The sequence below is a fragment of the Neorhizobium descurainiae genome (genome assembly GCF_051400715.1).
GTDB lineage: Bacteria > Pseudomonadota > Alphaproteobacteria > Rhizobiales > Rhizobiaceae > Neorhizobium.
Genome location: NZ_JBLFFK010000044.1, coordinates 1 through 16,285, shown reverse-complemented (window position 1 = coordinate 16,285; position 16,285 = coordinate 1). Strand labels below are relative to the sequence as shown.

Genomic DNA, 16,285 nt, shown 5'->3' with positions numbered 1-16,285 from the left:
GGATCGATGACCTTATGCCCTGGGCTTATGCCGAGAAGCCGATCATCAAGGCCGGGGTCTGAGAACATCGCTTACAGCAGTCTGAGTAGCGTCTTTTGAGCATCGTCGACGGCGCCAGGGCGTCGGAACGTCGCTTGCACGCCACATACTGCGGTGGCTTGAAAAGGAGGAGGTTGAATTTGTATCGCTCAACGTGGCGGCCCACAATGAGTCAGCGCGAAGGTTTTACGAGAAGATGGGATTTGCCGTTCAGGCGCTGAGCACGGGGCTTAATCTGCTGTCGCAGCTGAAGACTGACCGTCATTGACGACGCGACGGTTCGCTCTCGGTGATCGAGGAGGCATTGCTCGTCTGCGTCGCCTCCCGCTCCTTTCGGAGCTGCTCGCGACGCGCTCGGATAACCACAAAGGATTGGCGTGCATTGAGCCTGTCCTGTTCGCTCACCGGTTCTACCGGATCGCCGGCAATGTCATGACGCATCGCGTCCGGCTGCGCCATCGCGAAAGGATAGCTTGAACTATGGGTGTAGCGGCGGAGAGCCTTGCGCAAGTTCGAGACGGTCACCTCTGGTTTCAGGCGCTGCTGAATTTCTAAACCTATCCCGATCTTGAAGGGGCGAATGATCTCACCCTCGGCGTTCGGAAGCACGCCGATCGGCTCAATAAGCAAGGCGTCGACGGTCCTGGCTGCCTCCAACGCAAAACGGTCAGCTCTGATCGGGCCACGCGAGGCCTTCCATGGAGTAAGAAGTTTGGCCTGCATTCGTTGTCCGTACCCTTGCCGTACAAAATAGCTGCGCCTGTTCCAATGCGCTGGATGTCATTTTTGTTCTACCTTGAGGCTCGTCTCCAACAAAGCCGTTACGGTTGCCTTCGAGAAATCAGGGACGGCAAGCACGAAATTGCCGCTGAGGAACTGATCGGCCGCCCCGAATTCCGGCAAAGTCCGCAAATCTTCATCTTCGATTGCGGAGCGGAGGGCATCACCAATCTTTAAGGAATCAATGAACTGGAACGGCCGGCTGTGAAGAGATCCGAGAACCGGGGCAATAGCGCCGGGTACCCCCTTGGCTATCTGCAACTTGGCCATGAATTGGCAGGCCGTCAGCAGTCTTGCTTCACGCTCTTGCCAGGTCTGGGCCGACCAGACTTGCATGAGCATCGGGGATAGCCTCGGGGCACAGGCCAGCCGGGAAAAGGCTGAACCGAACCATTTGGGATAAGGTGCATAACGGCGCTCGATGAGCATGGCAAGCCGCATCAGGTTTTGGACCATGCGGGCGGCGATGACGCGGGAGCCGAGCTCATCACCGACATCGCCGGTCCGCCCGATATAGGCGCGCTCCTCGGCGATGCGCCCCCACTGAGCGGCCAGCTTGTAAAGCCAGACGTCACGCGGAAAATAGGAGAGGCGATCCCTCAGAGCACTGAGCTCGCCGATGTCATCGCGAAACACCGCGCCTGCGGTTGCCGTCAAGAACAGCTGTTCGGAATAAGATAGCCAGTCACCCGCGGAGAGCTCGGTTACAAATCGGCGCCCGAGAAAGCGTTCGCACCATGCCGAGACAGTATAGAGCTCAACGCCGTGATCGGATCCCAACATGCCCTCTGGGCCGTTGGCAGCCGGCGGACGGACATTGGTGGGGTAGCGCACGGCCCATTGTTCGAAGGTGTCGGGCAGGCTTCGGTCCATGACCTCCATGAGATCCGCTGCGAGCGTGGAAAAACCTGTCTCCGGCAGAAAGATCTGGACGCATGGACCGTAATCGTGGTCGGCCGACATTTCGGTGTCATAGCCGAGGACTTCCGAGCCCAGGCCGATCCTGGCGGCGGCGTACGGTAGATGAGGAAAATTCTGTCGAACGACGGCCCCCACCAAGCTCTCATAGAACCGTCTCGAAAGAGGTACTCCAATTCCCTGCGCCATCTCACGCCTTTACCAACTCGCCAACGGACGCATACCTATACCAACGGTCACCCGAGCCCAAACCGGTCGCGGTTGCGGGCGCGATGGAGCAACAGCCGCCGTGGAGCCGGAGACAGAACATCAGGCTATAGGCCTGCCGATCTGTCCAGTTCGGCCGGGCAGCCGCCGAGAAGGTCGCTACGAAACGCCGCTCACACGAACCGAATTACCAAGGTGCCCAGCAGACAGGCCAGCCTGTTCCTCGGCGCGATCACTCGAGGCAATTATCGGCATCCATCAGAGCGGCCTGTCCGGAGCTCAGTTCTTCCGCGAAGATCGAATAGCTCTTGCCGACCGGCATCCAGTTGTCCGCAAGCTTCACGCCGCCATCCGCAGCCGCCTCGCGGCGCGGCCGATTCACTTCGACGTCGCCGATGTAGGCGTCGCCGGTGCCTCCGCAGATAGAGGCATTCTTTTCCAGCCGGAAGACGATCCGGAAGTCCTTGCCGAGCTGGCGTTCGGCCAGTTGTGCAAGCCGCGGATCGGCGTTTTCGGCTGCTTCGGCACAGATGGCCGACAGCAAAAGGGCAAGGAAAACCTTGTTCATGCTAATCCTCCATGAAACCGGAGCCTCCGCAATAGCACATCACGACCACGAGCGTGACAGGCTATTCAACCGCTATCGCCGACCGCGAGGGATTCTCCGGAACGAGACACGGTTTATAGAAAACGGGGAAGTTCGCCAGTTTGTTTATAGAGGCGGAATGGTCGCCCAGTTGGGTGAAAGGCCTTGGGCCGTGAGATTACTCGATCTTCAGGGGAAGATAGTTTAACGCATCAAAGATCGTAAGTGGCCTAGCGCAATCGGTCGATTGCGGCGTCGCGGAAATCCTGAAACTTGCTGCAAAAGGCGTTGCAGGTCGGAGCGAAGTAGCATGTTGTTCAAAAACCAAGTTCTCGATGGGATAAGGCCGGCAGGATAGCAGTCGCATTCCGACACTGGTCTAGGCCTACGGTGCGGGCTGGCGGCTCCCTGCGGACGCCGATCGGGGTTCTCGCCATCGAGGACATTGCACCGACGACACCCGATGGAAGATGCCCGGCGCGCGGGGTTCGACACCGGCGAGGCTCTGCTTGCTGAACTCCGAAAAAGGCGCGACGGGACGTTGTATCGGATCAGGTTCATCTGGCTGGACCGGACCCGCGCGAGGCCCTGCGCCTGAACGACCGACTTGACGCCGAAGACCTCGCCGGCCTGCGCAAGCGGCTTGTCGCGCTCGACAAGAACAGCGCTTCGGGACCGTGGACCGCCAAGACTCTTCGTCTGATCGGTGAGCGTGACGGCAGAACCGCCGGCGAGATCGCCAGACATCTTGGGATCGAACCACCTTCTTGAAAATCCTGATGCGTCAAGATTCTATATAGCAATGCTCGTGTCTTTGGCGGTCTTCCTGTCGAGAAGCCCACATACATCAGAAACGGATCAAAGCTTTGAGCCAAAACGCAGCGAATATCGCATCTGGTAACCAACTCCTCAAAGACACTTTGCAAATTGGAAAGCCTACGATCGACAACGAAAACTCTAGGAGAGTGCCATCACCCCGACAACTGCATAAACCGAACTCGCTACCCCATCCTCGAATTGACCAGACCGTAGCCTGAGCCACCAAATTCTCAACGAAAAGCTCCTGCCCAGCACCTATTGCGGTGAGGCGTTGCACTTGAAGGTTCAGCGGTAGTGAGCGACGGATAGACAGATGAATTGTCAACGGAACCCCACCTGCTAATCTCGTCGTGACGGTCGTTTCCTCCTGAAGCGAGGGAAAGCCTTGTCTGCTTCGGGAAAGTCTGCCGGAGCGAAGCCGGCCCCTCAAGGACAAGCCGATACGCGGTGGCTGCGCCATCCTTGACCTCCCGCCTTCGTCCCGACATTCGCAGGGAAGCCGAATAAGGCGGGAGTGGGAGCGCAGGCGCTCCACTTCCGACGAAGAGCGGGCGGTGGAGATGGTGCGGATGGCGATTTCGCCGGCACTTTCGACAAAAATCATTGGCATGGGGGTCATGCCCCATGGTAGGTTACATGTAACCAAGATCGAAGGAGAGAAACATGGTTTCTGCATCAAAGCCGAAGCCGACGCGCGTGAAGGTAGGCGAGCATCGCGCCCGGTTGCGCGCCCAGGGTCTGCGCCCGATCCAGATTTGGGTGCCGGACGTGCGTGCACCCTCATTCAAGGTTGAGGCTCACCGCCAGTCGCTTGCGGTCGCAGCAAGCGCGCAGGCGCCCGACGATCAGGCGTTCATCGATGCCGTCTCCGATTGGGGCGATGAATGAGACGTGGCGATATCTGGACGGTCGCGGGCGGCGAGGATTACGCGGGCAAGCCGCGTCCTGTCGTGATCGTGCAGGACGACAGTTTCGACGGGACGGATTCAATCACCGTCTGCGCCTTCACATCGGATGATACGGAAGCGCCGTTGTTTCGGCTTGCTGTTGCCCCTAACGAGCGAAACGGCCTGCGGCTGGCTTCCCGCCTGATGGTGGACAAGATCACGACCGTCCCGAAATCGAAGATCGGAGATAACGTCGGGCGATTGGATGACGAAGACATCGTGCGACTCAATCAGGCGATGCTGGTATTTCTCGGACTCGCCGTGTCGCCGAGGGCAAGGGGAGAGGCTTGAGTTCGCCGTTTCCGATCTACGTCCCGGCAAGCGCGTCTCGCGCCCCGAACCCGGAAACCGCATGGATCAGGACCGAGGTTCCCCATCTGCGCATCGTGGGTAATGCGCTCTGGAACGCGGTGCGCGAGCGCCAGAAGTGCCAGCCCGGATGGACGAACAAGGACTTGGCGGTGAGCCTTGGCCTGTCAGAGGCATACATATCGCAGGTCATTCGGGGAATGCGAGACATCAAGCTAACGACGCTCGACAAAATGATGGGCAAGTGGAGTCTCGCGATCAATGAATTGTTGACAGTTAGTGAATCTGATTTGACCCGATTGGCGGATTTGAGCGTTCACCGCAGGGAAGAAAGTCCGCCACGAAGTCGGAGACGCCGTAACCGAACAGAGCCGGAGCAAGAGAAGACTAGGCGGCTTTAAGGCAGATGCGCGGTCTGCGATCCCGAACTTAGGCCGAGATCATTCAATCACGAGCCTAAGCCCTGGCGCCGAACCAGTAACCTCGTGTTTGACGTATGAGAGCTTGGGGAGCGCCGTTCCCCGTACAAGGCCATCAGCTTCCAGGTTGCGCCGTGGGCACGTGTTGGGTCACATCAAAAATGTCGTGCCGGGTTTCGTTAAACGGGGCGTCAACTAGAACATCTATGGCGGATAAACATACGGCTCCTTTCGGTAGGTTGCAAAAATACCATCATTGTTCACCAGCATTGAGAAATGAACTCGCGACAAAGGGAATAAAGCTGAATGCGCATATACTATGGATTCCTTGGCCTACTCCTTTCGATTGCGACACCTGCACATTCCCTGGAGCCGGCGTCGCCCCCGATTTTGGAACCGCTGCAAAGACAGGCTCAAGCTGCCCATGTGAGCGCGCAATTCCTGACACGATATGCTTACAGGCCTGTACCGCTCGACGATGCTTTGTCAGTGAAGATCATGAACCGGTTCATCAAATCCCTGGACACGGACCGAATGTTGTTCACGCAGGCCGACGTCGACAAATTCATGGCTGAAGGCACAAAGGTCGATGACGCCATTCTCCGCGAAGACCTCAAGATACCGTTCTCGACTTTCAACGTCTATTCCCAAAGGCTTATAGATCGCATGGCCTATGCACGGAGCCTGCTCAAGCAGAGTTTCGATTTCAGCGTGCAGGAGGAGTTTTCTGTATCGCGCGATGACGCTCCCTGGGCGCAATCGGAGGCGGAAAGCAACGAACTTTGGCGTAAGCGCGTAAAAAGCGACTGGCTCCGCTTAAAGCTGGCAGGCAAGGCCGACGCGGAAATTCGCGATACGCTCGACAAGCGCTATAAAAATATTCTCGAACGCGTTTACTCGTCCAAGACCGACGATGTTTTCCAGTCGTTCATGGACGCCTACACAACCTCTGTCGACCCCCATACGGATTATTTTGGCGCCGCAGCTTCGGCTGCGTTCGACATCTCGATGAAGCTTTCGCTCGTCGGGATCGGCGCCGTTTTGCAGGAACGTGATGGCTACACCACGATCCGCGAGCTTGTACCGGGAGGGCCGGCGCAACTGTCTGGCAAGCTGGCGGTCGGGGATCGCATCGTCGGTGTCGGACAAGGAGATGATGGCGCCGTAAAGGAGGTGGTCGGCACCCGCCTCGACGAAGTCGTGCAAATGATACGCGGGAGAGAAGACTCTGTTGTCAGATTGGAAATCTTGCCAGCCGATGCCGGAGAAAGCGGGAGCCACCGCCTCATCAGTCTGGTGCGAGACAAAGTCAGCCTTGAAAAGCAGGCCGCAAAGAAGACTATCCTGCCGGTTAACGACAACGGGACTAGGCGCAGGATTGGAGTGATTACTCTTCCGGCGTTCTACGAGGACTTCGAAGCGCGGCAGAACGGCGACAGGGACTATAGGGGCGCAAGTCGCGATGTCGCTAAACTTCTTGGTGAGCTGAAGCAGGAAAACGTCGATGGCGTTCTCATTGATCTGCGCGACAACGGCGGAGGTTCGTTGGCCGAGGCGATAGATCTGACAGGCCTGTTTGTCGGGAAAGGCCCCGTGGTTCAGCAACGTAACGCCGAAGGCAAAATCAAGGTTCAAAGCGATGATCAGTCGGCGCCGGTTTGGGCGGGTCCCCTAGGTGTCTTGATCAATCGTGGTTCGGCGTCTGCATCCGAAATCTTTGCTGCAGCAATACAGGATTATGGTCGTGGCGTAATTGTCGGCGAGCCCAGCTTCGGCAAGGGCAGCGTGCAAACCGTCGTCAATCTCGATCAGGTGGTTGGGAACAGGGAGGCGGAACTGGGCGAGTTGAAATTGACCATCGCCCAGTTTTTCCGCGTGGATGGCGGGACGACGCAGCTACGCGGCGTAACTCCCGATATAAGCCTGCCGGGGCTTTTTGACCCTAAGACATTTGGTGAAGCAAGTTATGACAATGCGCTGCCCTGGACGCAGATCAAGGCCGCGAGACACACGGTTGCGGGTAACATGGCAGCGTTGTTGCCGCGATTACAGAGCCGCCATGTTGCACGGATCAAGAACGAGCCGGATTTCCAGCAGTTTGTCGAGGATATTGCGGAGCTCAAGGCTCAACGCGAAAAACGCACCATTTCGCTCAATGAATCAGAACGCCGAAAGGAACTGGCGGCTTTGGCGAATCGCATCAAGGCGCGTGAGCAAACAAACGCCGGTATGGCGCGTGGTGACGATGATGGCCTACAAGCAGATGAGCGTAGCCTGGCTGCTGATATTGCTATCGAGAACGCCCGCAAGAATGCAAAGGATGTCTTGCGCAACGAGGCTGCGGCCATCGTTGCCGATGCGGCAGATTTGTTGGAGGAAGCGGCGAAGCCTATCACCAGGCGGTCGAAAAGCGCCATGGGAGAATAGCGTCTTCTGATCTTGCATCATGCTGATCCAAAACGGATGTGTGGTCACAGACAAGCACCGATATCTTAGCGCAAGCACTCGGTGGTGCCCCTTCGTCGCTCACGGGATGCCGGTGGGGCCAGCCGGCCCACGGTCCATCGTGAAATGCGCCGGTTAGGCATCAGCGGCCTGCTTAGTGCCAGGTAGCTACGGCCGAGCCGCAAACTCAAAAAGGACGGCTCGATCAATGCGTGCTTCGGCTACGACAAACGTCGTTCTAATGTCACATCGCTTTCTCCAGGCCGGTTGAGTTCACTCCATTCTTGCGGCCTTGGAAGGCATCCAAGCTCCAGACCCCTGGGCCGGCGGCGAAGATGTATAGGAAAATAAAGCAATAAAGCACGGCTGCTTCGCCGTGGTTGAGCACAGGAAAGAAGCCGTCCGAGCCGTGCGCGATGAAATACGCGCAGGCCATCAAACCTGAGAGCACGAAGGCGACCGGGCGCGTGAAAAGCCCGACTGCCAGCAACAAGCCGCCAAAAGTCTCGAGAATTCCGGCGGTGTATAGCATGGGATTAAGGGGGTATTCAAAAGGGGCTGGCCAACTGAATAGCTTCATCGTGCCATGCGTGAAGAACGACCCTGCCGCCACGATGCGCAGGATGCTCAACAGGTGCGGAGCGAAGTTTCTGATGTAGGTTGCTTGCCAAGCCGGCATGTCAGTCTCCCAGATATTCTAAAATGGTTACTAGCTGGATGTTCGATCGAGTGCTCGGAGGCCCCAGCCGTCAAAGCACGTCTTCAATGCGAATAGGCAGTTTCCGGATGCGCTTGCCTGTAGCATGATAGATCGCGTTGGCGATCGCAGGGGCGGTTCCAAGCATGACGAGCTCGCCCATCCCCTTGACTCCGACCGAGTTGACCATGGTGTCAGGCTTGTCGATCAGACCCACATCTATGTCACCGATGTCGGCATTCACCGCCATGACATAGTCGGCAAGATCATCATTGAGGTAGCCGGCGAAACGTGGGTCGACTTCCGTTTCCTCCCGGAGCGCCGTACTGAAACCCCAGACCATGCCGCCGTACATTTGCCCTCTGGCGGTCACAGGACTCACAACCCGACCAATATCGGCAATGCTTACCGCCCGCGGCATGCGGATCCGGCGTGTTCTGGGCTCGATATGGATTTCCACAAACTGCGCGATATAGCTCATGGACGTGAACCCAGGATATTCGGCCCCTGCACCCGCCGCACGACCGGCGGTCCGGAAGCCCTGTATCGCAGCAGCGTCTTGTCCTGGGGCGAGCTCCGAAACGGTGACTTCGAGATAGGGGCGTTTGAGACGCGCCAATTGTTCATGCAGATTACCGGCCGGAGGCTTCTCTCCCGCAAGTTCCTCAAATCTGGCTCGTAGTGCCTGCGCCGCCTTCACCGTTACCGGGACAATGCTGGCCGTGCCACGTTCGCCCACCGTAGCCATTTGCGGGCCGACAGTCGTGTCCCCGATCAAAATCTCCAATCGATCAGGATTGATGTCGAGTTTTTGGACAATCGTGTTTGCGATGGCGCTAGTAATTCCTTGGCCCATCTCGTGTCCGGAGGAGATTACCCGTGTGGTGCCATCTGCCCGAACCCTCAGCGTCGTCTCGGCTGCGGATCCCGATGCGCCAAAGATACCGCAAGCCACACCAAGTCCGATCATGGTGCCATCGTCCAAGCGCATAGATCCCGGCTGAGGTGTTCGCCTGCTCCAATCGAAGCGCCTGGCACCTTCCGTCAAGCAGTCATTCAAGAAATGCGGCGACAGCGGCTGGCCTGCGATGATGTCCATCTTGGCTTCATGCTCGATGCGAAGCTGCACGGGGTCCTGGCCGGTCTTGTAGGCCAGTTCGTCAATCGCACTTTCCAGTGCGAAACAGGCTGGGAAAGGGTGTGTGCCACGCGTGTGCCGCGGCGACTGGCGGTCGATGTGGATATCGCCCGCCGTCGCCCGGAAGTTTTCGAAAGCATACAGACGCGCTATATCCTGATGGTAACCGGAGGAGCGGAACGCACCGTTTGGAATATTTTCCTGCACGACGTCGTGGGAAATGCCTGTCATCCGACCGCTCGCGTCGGCAGCAAGCCGGATATGTTGAACGCTCCGAGGCCTGTGGGGCGCGATATGAAAAATCTGTCCGCGCGGCGCCACCAGCTTGACTGGACGCCCGGTCAGTCTGGCCGCGTGCGCGACCAGTGCGGTCTGAGCCTTAGGCGGGGACTTCTGGCCGAATCCACCACCGACATAGGGAGATTTGACTGCGATCAGGTCGGGAGACAAGTTCAGGGCTTGCGCAAGCGCGGCCTTGACCTGTTCGGTGTTCTGGCAACCCTCGTGAATCGTGAGCCTTCCACCCGACCACTCCGCCACCGTGCCAAGCAGCTCGATCGGATTGTGATGTTGGGTCGGCGTCACGAAGCTTCCCTCGACGATCGTCGTCGCGCTGCGAAATGCGGCATCGACGTCACCAGCGTTGAAGCCTTCGGCCTCGACGCGGGTTGCGCCGGGGCTGTCCATCAGTGGAATGAAGGGCGCCTTCTCATAGACTGGGCCTAATGCTTCGGCGCCTTCGATTGCCGTTTCGATCGTCTCGGCGACGACCAAGGCAACCGGCTGGCCAAGGAAGGCGATCTTCGTCCCGAGGAAGGCAACATCCTTCGACGTTATCACTCGGACGACGCCAGCGATCTGCATGGCTGGCGAAACGTCAAGTTCCTGCATCGTGCCCTTCGCAATCCTGGCAGGGACCAGCATTGCATAAAGCATTCCCGGCAATTTGACGTCAGCTGCATATCGAGCGTTGCCGAGCACCTTGTCGCGTGCATCGAAACGTGCGCGTTCGGACTTCTGCAGCATCACGCTCTCCTTTCTGCGGCGATCATCAGGGCATCCGCGATCACCCGGAGCCCGAGATCCATCTTCAATGCATTGTGCTGACCCGCGCGGGCGTTGCGGAATGCCGCTTGGCCGGCTTCCAGGGCGAGCTCAGGCGTCAATGGCTTGCCGACGACCGTTTCCTCGGCGGCTTTTGCCCGCCACGGAACCGTCGCCACTCCACCGAGAGCGATACGGGCGGTACGCACGGTGCCTCCGTCCATCTCGACTGCGACCGCAGCAGAGGCCAAGGCAAAGGCAAAGCTCTCCCGATCACGGATCTTGTGATAGGTCGACAGACGGGCCGCAGGCGTTTTGGAGACGGTAATTGCCGTGATCAGTTCGGCCGGATCGATGTTGAATTGCAGATGCGGCGTCTCGCCCGGCAGCCGATAGAATTCGGCTATCGGAATACTGCGCGCTCCGCCTGGGCCGAAAAGCTCGATGATTGCATCCATCGCCATCAGCGCCACGGGCCAGTCTCCCGGCGAGACTGCCGTACACGCATCACTAGCGCCGAGAACTGCATGGCCGCGATCAAGCCCGCCGATGGCGGCGCAACCGGATCCTGGTTGGCGTCTGTTGCAGGGATAGACGCCGACCGTGGACGCCGAGCCTGCCCCGTTGCGGAAATACATGCAGCGGGTGCGTTGCAGAAGGTTGCCGCCGACCGTCGCCATGTTTCGTAATTGCTGGGAGGCGGCCTTGAGAAGGCTCTCGGAAAGCACTGGATATCCCTCGTGCACAGCCGGCGTATAGGCGACGTCACTCATCAGCGCCAAGGCGCCAAACCGCAGCACGTCACCATCGGTGTCGATGGCGTTCAACCCGGCAATGCCGGTGAGATCGATGAGGTGGGTCGGTTGTTCCACGCCAAGTTTCATCAGATCATAGAGCGTCGTGCCGCCGGCGATGTAACGCGCGTCCGCGCCAGCCGCGCTAAAGGCCTCGACGGCGGCTTCGAGCGTTTCTGCCCGAGTATAGTTGATAGGCCGCATGGCTCAGCCCTCCCTCGAATTGGCTGCCACGTCTTCGATGGCGGCGACGATCCCGACATAGGCCCCGCAGCGACAGATGTTCCCGCTCATGAATTCGCGAATCGAGTCCCTGTTCGTTGCCTGTCCTTGGCGTACACAAGCGACGGCCGACATGATCTGACCAGGCGTGCAGTAGCCGCACTGCAGCGCGTCGTGGTCGATGAAGGACTCTTGCATGGGATGAAGCGCGTCGCCGCTGGCAAGACCTTCGATCGTCGTCACCTCGCGTCCATTCGCCTTCGCTGCAATCGTGAGACAGGAGACCACGGGCCGTCCGTCGAGATGGACGGTGCAAGCCCCGCACTGACCGTGATCGCATCCCTTCTTCGTTCCAGTGAACCCGAGCCGTTCGCGGAGCAGATCGAGAAGTGAGGCGCGGGAGTCGACATCGAGGCCAACCGCCTGACCGTTCACCGACATTGAAACGCGGATCGTCGTCCCCGTCTCAACGATTGCCGGAAGCTGTTGTGCGTAGGCATCGGCATGGAGTGGGAGGATCGTCGCGGCGGCGACTCCGGCTCCGGTACCTAAGACAGTGCGCCGCGTGACGCCGGAGTTTTGGATATCTTCTGGGTATCGGCTCGTCATGATTGCTCTCCTGTTATGGCTTTGGAAGCAACGCGGCCAACCAATGGACCGCACCGGTTCGCCGACATGAGATGATCAATATTCCGGGTCTGTCGCACGACTGTGCCGCCATTCGGGAAAATTGTCGCAAACTGTCGCAGGTTTGAGCTTTAGCGCGCAGGCCGTCGCGATTCTCCTGCCTGGCACGGCAGCGATCGCCACCCGAACACTCAGGTGCGATCTGTAAGTATTGGAAAATGCGGTTGGAAAACGTAGGCGCGCGGTGGAGCGGGAAATGTCGGACAGAGAAACCTGCGAAATTTTGATACAATTTCCTTCGGGAAGGTTCTTTTCATATCCGCCGATGTCGTGGTCGCTGGCGATCACTGTGACATCCACGATCTTGTTGGACATTATCTTGAGGAGCAAGGTTACGAGGCCCCATGGCAGAGGGGACTGCATTTAGCGTTCCTGAATGTGTAAGAACCGAAGCAGCTAGTCCCTTCAGGATGCGATCCGGCACCTTTCGGAGATTTCAGCGTCTTTCGTCAGCCGCCGCAATACGACATCGATCTGCTGCGAGAGAAGCTCACAATCGAGAGCATGCCCATAGCGCCGGAACAGGTGAGGATCCGAGAGCGCCATGAGGCTGTTGAAGATGACCGCGGCGGTTTGCCTGCTGTTGGTCACGCGGATCTCGCCACTCCTTTGACCTTGTACGATGATTTGGACGACCGTTTCCTCCAGAAAGCGCGAATAGGCTTGCGCCGCACGGCCGTTCTTTTCGATCGCAATAACCATGGCATCCAACAGACCAGGCGTGAGGCGCCGGGATCGTGAATAGCGTTCACACAGTTCGGTAAACAACAGGCGCAGGTCGCCGATCGATGAACCTGAAGACGGCAGGGCCTGCAAGTCGGACTTCAATTGCTGCATGACGTATTGGCCAAGCGCGTCCGCCAGGTCGATTCGTGTCCGAAAGTGGCGAAAGATGAACGCCTCGCTGACAGAAACGGCAGACGCCAACCTTTCCACGACGGTGTCGTCGAAATCTTTATCTGATACCACCCGGAAGGCTTGCTCCACAAGTTCGGCCCGGACGTAGATCGGGGCCTGAGAAAGCTTGGGATTGAAAGGGATGGTTTGTGTCATCACGTGATCTCCATTCGTGTGCGGCTGCATTTCCGGTACCCCCCAAAGTCTCGCCTGCAAGGCTGCGATGAGGTTGGCGTGGGAAGGGTGGTGGTTTCGAGCATTATGTGATGCGTCCGTATCGTGTTGTGTTCAACGCGCCGCCCTTGTCAGGGCTGATGCAAGAGGAACCGACAGGATGCGGTCATCGCCTTCGCTCGGCGAATTGCCGCGCCCTTCGGCTCCATTGGTCAAGGGGCAAAGGTTGCATCAGGCCCTTTGACTACGTGTCGAATGAGCAGTGTGGCCGATCCGGGGGAGACAGAGGTCACTGGCTCGCCGACAGGGCGGTTAATAGTCCGATCCTGTCTCAGGACTGTGCCGTTACTCGTAATAAATTGTATCAAGCTGTCCCAGGCTTGGCGGTTGGTCGCATGCCGTCGCGATTTTCCCCGATCCCCGCGGGAGCGAGAGACCGCCCGAGAGATCCAAACGAACCCGACAAGGCCCGACCAAATAGGATAGGAAAGATCGAACAGGCTGATTGGCACGAGATGCTATCTGGCGAGTTGCCTTGTGAAACTTTGATACATTTTTTCTCGTGCAGGAGAGGAGGTTCTTCTTGTATAGAATACCGAAAAGAGGTTAGCCAAATGCAGGACGCCGCGCATGTCGTGGTCGTTGATGATCACGGCGATATCCGAGATCTCGTTCGACAATATCTCGAGCAGCAAGGTTATAAGGTCAGCGTCGCGGAAAGCGGTGCTTGCTTGCGACGGTTGCTTGACCGTCAATCCATCGACCTGATCATTCTCGACATCATGATGCCGGGAGAGGACGGGCTCGCGGTCTGCAGGCGCGTACGGGCCACCTCAAACATCCCCATTATATTCTTGACGGCGATGGTGGAGGATACGGACCGGATCATCGGTCTCGAACTCGGGGCGGACGACTATGTCGTGAAGCCTTTCAACCCCCGTGAGCTATTGGCCCGCATCCGGGCGGTGCTGCGTCGTGTGTCAAATCCGGTGCCCCACCAGGTACAACAGCAGCCTAAAACCGTTCGCATCGGCCCGTGGCGGCTCAATCTGGGGCGGCAGGAGATTTCCGGTGACGATGGCGTCGGGATTCCTCTCAGCACGGCGGAATTTCGCCTTCTCAAGGTCCTCGTCGAGCGCCCTGGACTTATCCTGAGCCGTGAACAACTGCTGGATCTGACCGTGGGCAGGACCGCCGATATCTTCGACCGCAGCATCGACAATCAGGTGAGCCGCCTGCGCAAGAAGATCGAGGAAAATCCCAAGTATCCGTCAATCATCAAGACCCATTGGGGCGGCGGCTATAGCCTCTCGGCCGAGGTGGCTTTCGAATGATCGAAATTTGGAAAAGAAGCCTCGCGGCGCAGTTCATATGCTTCACGCTCGCCGCCTTGATAATCTCGCAAGCACTCGCTTTCCTCATTTCGTGGGATGAGCGAACCGCGGCGCTGAGAGCCTCGGCGAAAAGCGAATTCTTCAGCCGGGGTGCGTCCATCACCCGGTTGTTGGAATCCATCCCCCCAGAAATGCAGGAACAGGTTCTTTATGCCAGCGAGACCAACTATTCCAAATTCTGGCTGACGGACCGGGAGCCCGAGACAGCAAGCGTCTGGCGTCAGCAGGCGGTGGACCAGCTTTCCAGGCGACTCGAGAACTTCGTCGATCTTTCACAAAAATTCGACTGGGCCACTCCGCTCAAGCCGCAATTGCCCAATCCAAACGAAGTCGCCCGTGAAAACACGGACGAGGAATGGGCTAGCCCGATGCCGATCTTGTGGAATCTCCCGCAGCCCGCGAAGTTTCTCTATTTCGACCGACGGAGAGGGTTCGGGCTTGCGGTCAAGCTGAGCGATGGCCGTTGGTTGAACTTCGCCTTGTATCAGGAGAATACCGGCCGCTGGTGGAACTCCAAGTCCCTGACATCGGTGGGATTGACGGCGTTGATCCTGGCATTGATCGGAATCTTCATCGCAAGCCGCATTTCCCGTCCATTGCGCAATCTCGCAAGGTCAGCCGAGGCACTCGGGCGGGGAGAGAATCTTCCGCCCATTCCGGAAGAGGGGCCGGAGGAGGTTCGGCGCACGGCGGAGGCCTTCAACAAGATGCAAGGTCGCTTGCACCGGTTTGTCGAGGATAGGACAAAAATGCTCGCCGCGATCGGCCACGATCTGCGCACGCCGCTGACCTCGCTTCGGTTGAGGACCGAGTTTGTCAAGGATGAGGAGATCCAACGGAAGATGCTGTCGACGATCGATGAACTGCAGGCCATGACCGAGGCAGCCATATCGTTCGCGCGCGGGGAAACCACGGAGGAGGAGACGCGCGCGATGCAGCTCGAGGCTCTTATCGCCAGTATCTGCGACGATCAGTCGGACCTGGGACACGCCGTGACTTATATCGAGGGGGAGAGGACGACCTATCGCTGTCGCCCGGATGGTCTGCGCCGCGCGATTAGAAATCTTATCGAAAACGCGGTGCGTTATGGCGGTGAGGCCAAAGTCTTCATCCGGCATACGTCGACCACGATCGATATTGTTGTCGAAGACCGCGGCCCAGGGATACCCGAAGCCATGAAGGAAAAGGTTTTTGCCCCCTTCTTCCGCCTGGAAGGGTCGCGAAACAGAGACACGGGCGGCATCGGCCTCGGGTTGTCGATTGCCCGCGCCGTCGTGCGGCAGCATGGCGGCGAAATCTCACTCGTCTCCGGTGAAACAGGGATGCAGGCGGTTATTTCTCTTCCGAGGGAAGGGGAGGTCAATCCAGCGCCGATCCGCAAGACGAGAAATTGGACCTTCAGGCAAGTCGTGCGCGGTTCCGAGAATGCCGGACCTTCTGATCAGATCGCCGCTCGATCTCACCGGCTTACGCAACTTTGAGCATAGCTCACTCCGGCACCCACGTGAGCCTGCCTGGAACCTGTAAGACCGCCGCACGGGTCTGCAGATCAGCTTGTGTTCATCCGGCACATCGATCTGCCGGAATCATCTTTCATACCGCGCAGTGTAAACCAAGCCGCCACATACGAAAGCGCTGCCGGCAGCTCGATCTGGAGCCTATCGGATTAGCGGTTTGCTTAAGGTTGATGAGTGTAAGCGATGTTCTCAGACCCCGGCCTTGATGATCGGCTTCTCGGCATAAGCCCAGGGCATAAGGTCATCGATCCG

At 58.3% G+C, this 16,285-nt stretch carries 15 protein-coding genes and 1 pseudogene; 7 read left to right on the top strand and 9 right to left on the bottom strand.

Going from position 1 to position 16,285, the window contains the following annotated elements:
- Nucleotides 1-115: 115 nt before the first annotated feature.
- Nucleotides 116-307: pseudogene (locus ACMGE0_RS32835) on the top strand (GNAT family N-acetyltransferase); the annotation flags it as partial.
- Here the strand turns inward: ACMGE0_RS32835 and ACMGE0_RS32830 are convergent.
- From ACMGE0_RS32830 to ACMGE0_RS32820, 3 genes are all read right to left on the bottom strand, one after another.
- A complete protein-coding gene (locus tag ACMGE0_RS32830) occupies nucleotides 301-762 on the bottom strand; it encodes a ProQ/FinO family protein (RefSeq protein WP_436820054.1) in 462 nt (153 codons plus the stop codon). The pseudogene ACMGE0_RS32835 and the gene ACMGE0_RS32830 sit on opposite strands and share 7 nt — an antisense overlap.
- Before the next feature lie 57 nt (nucleotides 763-819).
- A complete protein-coding gene (locus ACMGE0_RS32825; RefSeq protein WP_436820053.1) occupies nucleotides 820-1,875 on the bottom strand; it encodes a DUF4037 domain-containing protein in 1,056 nt (351 codons plus the stop codon).
- 301 nt (nucleotides 1,876-2,176) lie between these two features.
- Complete coding sequence (locus ACMGE0_RS32820; RefSeq protein ID WP_436820052.1) at nucleotides 2,177-2,512, bottom strand: hypothetical protein; 336 nt, start codon at nucleotides 2,510-2,512, stop codon at nucleotides 2,177-2,179.
- A gap of 1,500 nt (nucleotides 2,513-4,012) precedes the next feature.
- On the opposite strand from ACMGE0_RS32820, the gene ACMGE0_RS32815 reads away from it, so the two are divergent.
- The 4 genes from ACMGE0_RS32815 (at nucleotide 4,013) to ACMGE0_RS32800 (ending at nucleotide 7,451) form a co-directional block, all read left to right on the top strand.
- Nucleotides 4,013-4,237, top strand: coding sequence for an antitoxin MazE family protein (locus ACMGE0_RS32815; protein WP_436820051.1), 225 nt, complete (start codon nucleotides 4,013-4,015; stop codon nucleotides 4,235-4,237).
- Complete coding sequence (locus ACMGE0_RS32810; protein WP_436820050.1) at nucleotides 4,234-4,587, top strand: type II toxin-antitoxin system PemK/MazF family toxin; 354 nt, start codon at nucleotides 4,234-4,236, stop codon at nucleotides 4,585-4,587. Before ACMGE0_RS32815 ends, ACMGE0_RS32810 begins: the two co-directional genes overlap by 4 nt.
- 95 nt (nucleotides 4,588-4,682) lie before the next feature.
- Nucleotides 4,683-5,006: a helix-turn-helix domain-containing protein gene (locus ACMGE0_RS32805; protein ID WP_436820055.1), complete on the top strand. Its 324-nt coding sequence runs from the start codon at nucleotides 4,683-4,685 to the stop codon at nucleotides 5,004-5,006.
- 324 nt (nucleotides 5,007-5,330) lie between these two features.
- A complete protein-coding gene (locus ACMGE0_RS32800; protein WP_436820049.1) occupies nucleotides 5,331-7,451 on the top strand; it encodes a carboxy terminal-processing peptidase in 2,121 nt (706 codons plus the stop codon).
- Between the two features lie 262 nt (nucleotides 7,452-7,713).
- Here ACMGE0_RS32800 and ACMGE0_RS32795 read toward each other — a convergent pair whose 3' ends face one another.
- The 6 genes from ACMGE0_RS32795 to ACMGE0_RS32770 form a co-directional block, all read right to left on the bottom strand.
- Entirely contained in the window at nucleotides 7,714-8,148 is a 435-nt protein-coding gene (locus tag ACMGE0_RS32795; protein WP_436820048.1) for a DoxX family protein, read from the bottom strand.
- 70 nt (nucleotides 8,149-8,218) lie between these two features.
- A complete protein-coding gene (locus tag ACMGE0_RS32790) occupies nucleotides 8,219-10,330 on the bottom strand; it encodes a xanthine dehydrogenase family protein molybdopterin-binding subunit (RefSeq protein ID WP_436820047.1) in 2,112 nt (703 codons plus the stop codon).
- Nucleotides 10,330-11,346, bottom strand: a complete 1,017-nt coding sequence (locus ACMGE0_RS32785) for an FAD binding domain-containing protein (RefSeq protein WP_436820046.1) — start codon at nucleotides 11,344-11,346, stop codon at nucleotides 10,330-10,332. The genes ACMGE0_RS32790 and ACMGE0_RS32785 overlap by 1 nt, the downstream gene beginning before the upstream one ends.
- Before the next feature lie 3 nt (nucleotides 11,347-11,349).
- A complete protein-coding gene (locus ACMGE0_RS32780; RefSeq protein ID WP_436820045.1) occupies nucleotides 11,350-11,973 on the bottom strand; it encodes a (2Fe-2S)-binding protein in 624 nt (207 codons plus the stop codon).
- Nucleotides 11,974-12,048: 75 nt separating this feature from the next.
- Nucleotides 12,049-12,414 (bottom strand): hypothetical protein, encoded by a 366-nt coding sequence (locus ACMGE0_RS32775; protein WP_436820044.1) that lies wholly within the window; start codon nucleotides 12,412-12,414, stop codon nucleotides 12,049-12,051.
- A gap of 42 nt (nucleotides 12,415-12,456) precedes the next feature.
- A complete protein-coding gene (locus ACMGE0_RS32770; protein WP_436820043.1) occupies nucleotides 12,457-13,104 on the bottom strand; it encodes a TetR family transcriptional regulator in 648 nt (215 codons plus the stop codon).
- Between the two features lie 632 nt (nucleotides 13,105-13,736).
- Here ACMGE0_RS32770 and ACMGE0_RS32765 point away from each other — a divergent pair.
- Both ACMGE0_RS32765 and ACMGE0_RS32760 read left to right on the top strand, forming a co-directional pair.
- Nucleotides 13,737-14,456, top strand: coding sequence for a response regulator (locus tag ACMGE0_RS32765; RefSeq protein WP_436820042.1), 720 nt, complete (start codon nucleotides 13,737-13,739; stop codon nucleotides 14,454-14,456).
- A complete protein-coding gene (locus ACMGE0_RS32760) occupies nucleotides 14,453-15,997 on the top strand; it encodes a sensor histidine kinase (protein WP_436820041.1) in 1,545 nt (514 codons plus the stop codon). Before ACMGE0_RS32765 ends, ACMGE0_RS32760 begins: the two co-directional genes overlap by 4 nt.
- Nucleotides 15,998-16,285: the final 288 nt, after the last annotated feature.